The organism is Waterburya agarophytonicola KI4, from assembly GCF_020640915.1.
Taxonomy (GTDB): domain Bacteria; phylum Cyanobacteriota; class Cyanobacteriia; order Cyanobacteriales; family Xenococcaceae; genus Waterburya; species Waterburya agarophytonicola.
Genome location: NZ_JADWDC010000124.1, coordinates 1 through 5,073 on the forward strand (window position 1 = coordinate 1; position 5,073 = coordinate 5,073).

5 protein-coding genes and 4 pseudogenes are annotated in these 5,073 nt (G+C 37.6%); 5 read left to right on the plus strand and 4 right to left on the minus strand.

Annotated features, from left to right (window positions below):
• Positions 1-33: 33 nt before the first annotated feature.
• The gene (locus I4641_RS23145) at positions 34-636 is read right to left on the minus strand and encodes an NYN domain-containing protein (protein ID WP_229642946.1); all 603 of its coding nucleotides are present in this window, start codon (positions 634-636) and stop codon (positions 34-36) included.
• Positions 637-752: 116 nt separating this feature from the next.
• Here I4641_RS23145 and I4641_RS23150 point away from each other — a divergent pair.
• Positions 753-923 (plus strand): annotated as a pseudogene (locus I4641_RS23150) (DUF1902 domain-containing protein); the annotation flags it as partial.
• A 17-nt stretch (positions 924-940) separates the two neighbouring features.
• On the opposite strand, the gene I4641_RS23155 reads toward I4641_RS23150, so the two are convergent.
• A complete protein-coding gene (locus I4641_RS23155; protein ID WP_229642948.1) occupies positions 941-1,303 on the minus strand; it encodes a hypothetical protein in 363 nt (120 codons plus the stop codon).
• 111 nt (positions 1,304-1,414) lie between these two features.
• Positions 1,415-2,707 carry a CHAT domain-containing protein gene (locus tag I4641_RS23160; protein ID WP_229642949.1) on the minus strand — a complete coding sequence of 431 codons (1,293 nt, stop codon included), beginning with the start codon at positions 2,705-2,707 and terminating at the stop codon, positions 1,415-1,417.
• A 13-nt stretch (positions 2,708-2,720) separates the two neighbouring features.
• On the opposite strand from I4641_RS23160, the pseudogene I4641_RS23165 reads away from it, so the two are divergent.
• The 4 genes and pseudogenes from I4641_RS23165 to vapC all read left to right on the plus strand — a co-directional run.
• Positions 2,721-2,996 (plus strand): annotated as a pseudogene (locus I4641_RS23165) (hypothetical protein); the annotation flags it as partial.
• A 123-nt stretch (positions 2,997-3,119) separates the two neighbouring features.
• Positions 3,120-3,227 (plus strand): annotated as a pseudogene (locus I4641_RS24490) (type II toxin-antitoxin system HicA family toxin); the annotation flags it as partial.
• A 90-nt stretch (positions 3,228-3,317) separates the two neighbouring features.
• Positions 3,318-3,566, plus strand: coding sequence for a hypothetical protein (locus I4641_RS23170; RefSeq protein WP_229642950.1), 249 nt, complete (start codon positions 3,318-3,320; stop codon positions 3,564-3,566).
• Positions 3,563-3,967: pseudogene (vapC, locus tag I4641_RS23175) on the plus strand (type II toxin-antitoxin system tRNA(fMet)-specific endonuclease VapC). Before I4641_RS23170 ends, vapC begins: the two are co-directional and overlap by 4 nt.
• Before the next feature lie 356 nt (positions 3,968-4,323).
• Here vapC and I4641_RS23180 read toward each other — a convergent pair.
• Positions 4,324-4,872 carry a hypothetical protein gene (locus I4641_RS23180; RefSeq protein WP_229642952.1) on the minus strand — a complete coding sequence of 183 codons (549 nt, stop codon included), beginning with the start codon at positions 4,870-4,872 and terminating at the stop codon, positions 4,324-4,326.
• Positions 4,873-5,073 lie beyond the last annotated feature (201 nt).

Below are 5,073 nucleotides of genomic sequence, written 5' to 3' on the forward strand. Positions count from 1 at the left end.
TTTTTATAATTCTGTTTAATTATGGCACGATTTTTAATTTGGAACTCCCTTAATAAAGCCATGTTCCTTGTCACTATTAGAGTCAATCCCAGTGTAGTAAATAGCTCGATAGAGAGTATCTTCTCTCACTAATATTTGCAGGAACTTGGTGTAGTCGATGCGGGTATTCAATTGATTGAGAGCATAGTAGAGGTTTGAACCGTCGATAAAAATGGCGACTCTTTTTTTGATGGGAGTATTTATAGAGGTGGTGTTTGTTACTTGATCGCTTAACTGAGATAATTGTTGTTGGAATTGTTGAATTTGCTGAGATTTTACTGCCAAACTAGCTTGAAATTCAGAAGCTGTGATTGCTGAGGAATATTGGTTTGTGACTCGTTCAATTTGGGCGTTGTTAGCAACCAGTTGTCGTTCGATCTGTGCTTGTTGCTGGCGAGAGAGAAGATTTAGCCCCAAACATAGTGAAACAGGCAGGCTAAATAAAGGTTGCTGGGAGATTGCCATCATCAAAGTACTGATAATCGAACCCCAAACAGCTATTGTTTCGGCTTTTTTAATGTTTTGTTTTGACAGTCGGGGTAGAGAAACAGTTTTGAATTGTTTTCTAGCTGGAGTTAAATAAATTTGATTAGTCATTATGTTTTCAATTGCTACATTGACTAATCGATCGCAATCAGAGGATTTATGCGTTAACTGCGTTAATTCACAATGTGCCAAGATAAAATTAGTTATGGACAGATACTAGTAAGTTTATGAGTCAACATTTTTATAAGGTAGAGGCTTTTTGGGATTCAGAAGCGCGAGTTTGGGTAGCCGAGAGTGAGGATGTTCCTGGGTTAGCTACCGAAGCGGATACAATTGAAGCCTTGACTGATAAGTTAAGAAAGATGATTCCTGAATTACTAAACCTCAATGGTATTGTTGAGCAGTTTACGTTTGTTTAACGATTATTGGTAGATACAGTCGCAGTAGTTTGAGAAACATTACCAAAACTACGGTGAATAGCATTCAGCAGCATTGGTTTATAATCTTCTGGTTTAATCTCAGGGGCTTTTGTACCGTTTCCTGGCAAACGAATTTCACCAGAAAAGCTTTTATCATTGTCTTTACTGGACAAACTTCTGAGGGCAGCATCATAGATATTTGGTCTGGCATCCAACCATTTATTAGCACTATTGACAAATTGTTTAGGTTCATCCGACCAAGTTGAAGATTGTTCTATCAAGTCTTGACGATCTTCAGGAGAAAATATTTCTGGTTGTTGTTCGATAATATTGAGAAGCGAGTGGTAAATTCTTGACATATCTGCTTGCTCTAGAAAGAAGTAAGTGAGAAATAGGCTTAATTCTAATATTATCGAAAGCAATACTTAATTCAACCCAATTTTGATTACGTTTTCTGAATATTTATCTGTCTATGAACCAACAGCACAGAAAGCACCCCAATAATAGGGGGAAGCGAAAGGGCAGGAGTCGTTAAGAGTATCAATTAAAAAACTCTTAATTGTAAAAACTGCCTCATCATCCATTGTTTGTAAATTCTGATAGAACTTAATCATTAAGAAGGTAGTTGATAGATCGCTTACCGCCCAAAGGCTACTAACTACGCTAGGGCTACCTGCATACAGAAAACCACTGGGTAAACCGATATACTCATCGCTGAGATTTTTAATATCCGTTAAGCCTGTTTCGCAAGCCGAGAGAGTCACCAAACGACAGTTACGTAAATCCAAACTAAATATTTCACCCAAAGTCAGGCATTTTTCCAGATCGATGTAGCTACCATCCCTGCTAGGCAAATACCTAGTTTTATCTCTTCTATCTTCCCCATCTTCCTTGTCCTCCTTGTCTTCCTGGGCTTCCATCTCCACCACGCTATCCGCCAGCAACAACGCCGAACGTTCTGGTTTCTCGAAATTAAACGTACCGTGACAGGAAAAATGAGTATAGTTAGCCTTACCAAGTCTTTCAGTAGTTAATGCTTTTCTGTGTCCCTCTTTCCCAACCAATACATCATCGTGGGGTTGAAACTGCTTTCTAATCGCAGCAACTTCAACGCTGGTATAAGGTAACGCTGGTATAAGGTAACGCTGGTATAAGGTAACGCTGGTATAAGGTAACGCTGGATCTTCAGTAGGGTTTTGTACCGCAAAAAACTTTTTGTCCCCCGTATCTCCCCATACCTGTTTCTGAGTCAATTCCAATAGTTGAACGCTGGGTGCATAACTAACTCCTTGAGGAAAGAGATCCAAAAGACATCTACCATCCTTGAGGGGTAAAGCGTGGATGGGAATGATATGTAGCCAGCGATGAGGAACGAGAATTATTCTATTGCAGTCAGGCAAAACTTGTTTGAGGGACTCAATCACCTCATCCCACTCCAAAGTTCGGGCAAGTTGATAGAGAAACAAAATCAATCTTTCTTGCCACTTGTCCTTATATTCGCGATATTTACTGAGATACTTATCCTTTATCTCAGTCAGGGTTTGTACTTCCTCAAAATCCTTGGTAATCACCAAAGGCTGAGTGCAATTTTTAGTAACGATAAAAGTCGTGAAGGTATCCTTACTAACGCACCATTTAATTAATGCCGTTTGGGGAGTGGGTAAAGCAGCCTGGATTTGGGCAAAACTTATTGGTTCGACTCTTTGGGACAGTTGAAAACTAGGATCGACTGGTTGGATATGGGTGCGAAGCAAATATTCCATCGACTGACCCAGGAGTGATGAATTTCTCGGCAAATTAAAAGAGTGGAAACAGAAAAAGTTAGAAATATTCTGGCTGCCAACCTACTCCCCCAAACTAAACTTAGCGGTGCGACCCCGCGCAGTCTGTGACGCGCAAGGGAACGCGCACCAAGACATCGAAATTCTCTGGAAATTTATCAAATATGAATGGATAGATATTGAGGCTTATAGTAGTCAGAATAGTCTAATTGAATATCTAAAAAAAGTGCTGGATAATTTTGGTCACGAATATGTAATTAATTTTGCCTAAGTACTTAGCAGTTGTTTTTCGTCGGACAATTGAGAGCTTTTGGGCGTTTGTCGGCGATCGCATTCGGAAGCGATAGAGTTGGAGACAAGGCAGACAGGGAAGACAAGGAAGATAAATTGTTGTGAAAAAATCTTAGTCATTCCCAGAGCCAATCCAATTAATGCTTACACGATGGGCGGAATTGTTAGGGATGCAGGATTGACGATAGAACAATTTGAGCAACTTTTGTAAGTATAAGGCGATCGCATTTGCAAGCGATAATTTTTGAAGTCGATCAAATACTAAGTAAAATACAATTAGTCGAGTATTTGTGAAATATTCATGCAAAGTATCAAACTAAATTCTCATATAGGGTCTGACGGTATTTTAAGATTAGACATACCAGTAGATGTTAAAAATGCTGATATAGAAGTAGTTGTTACGGTTAAAAACATTAATTCTGAGCCAGAAAAAGTGACAAAATCGGCATGGTCGCCTGATTTTTTTACTAAAACCGCAGGTGCATGGGTAGGAGAGCCTTTAAAAAGAGAATTACAAGGAGAATATGAAAATCGAGAGGAATTGTTTTGATTTACTTGCTCGATACCAATACTTGCATTCAATACATTACAGGTCGTAGCTCTCTTGTTATTGAAAAATTTAAGGCTTACAAACCTTCAGATATAGCTCTATGTGATGTTGTCAAGTCAGAACTATATTATGGCGCATATAAAAGCAGAAATAGGAAGCAAAATCTTCAAGTTTTAGAAGAATTTTTTCAGGAATTTGTTAGTTTACCTTTTGACGAACAAGCAGCTAAAAAAGCAGGCAAAATAAGAGCTAGACTTGCTGCATTAGGAACTCCTATTGGTCCTTAGGATCTACAGATATCAGCGATCGCTTTAGTAAATAATCTAATTTTAGTTACCCATAACATTAAAGAGTTTAGTCGGGTTGAAGAATTGCGCTTTGAAGATTGGGAAGTGGCTTAAGTTTTGCAGGATTTAGCCTTGTCCGAATGCGATCGAGTATGAGCAAATTTACAAAGTCAATCGAATTTGATTGAGAAGAGTTTCTTACGATTAATTGCCTCTTAAGGACTTGTAATCATAACCTTCATGAAATTGGATTTTGCCACTCAACTCCAATAAATCTTTTTTCTTCTTTGCCTTGATAAGTCAAAATAACGATTCCACTGCTTTTTTTCTACATAGTATTTAATTTGTTTACTTCTAAATTGTTCGCTTTCTTCGGTCAAAATAGAAAGATTGAAGGGAGTTCCGCTATCTGTCATCACTGGTAGGGAAAAACAAGTATATATTTCCTTGCTGACGGGGTGACAACCCCGCTAAACGATACTCTGTATGTGCTTCATAGCTTTAAGACCTTTGAGATAAAATGGCAGTTTATTGAGAGCTATTTTCATTAATTTTTCGACCCACTCCCAGCATATATCCATAGACAATATCCATGTCGTACCATATAAACCTGTCCAAAAATAACTATGCCTGGGACGATTTTTACCTTCAATTTTGAGACGATTAATATACTCTTGATAGCCAGTATTTCTCATTTTTAACCCTACTAAACAACTGGCAGTATAGGCGATCGCTACAAGCAAAATTAAATTAGTAAGACGTTGAGAATTAGCTTGACTTCCTTCTAAATTATAACCACCAGATTTACAATCTCTAAACATAGCTTCTATGCCTCCACGAGATGCAAAAATTTTAATAACTTCCTCTTTATTCTCTAAATTCGTGAGTAAATACCAGGGGGTAGGTAGTTGTTTATTATTGTATTTTCTTTGCCAGTAAACTACGACATTAAATCTATCTTTTTGATTATTTTCTGTAACTAAAACACCATTATGTAAAACTTTATTTCCTGGTTTCACATCAATTGAATCAAGAGATTGATATTTTTTTTAGCGAGCTTTAATCTTGGTATTTTTATTTAATCTAAGAACAAAATTTATTTTCTTTTTAGTCAGCCAGATTTCACATTTAATAGGATAGAGAAAACTCGATGCTAATCTCTCAATCCTGGCTGCCTGACACATTTATTTGAGGATAGTTAAACTCTGAGGCATTTTAAT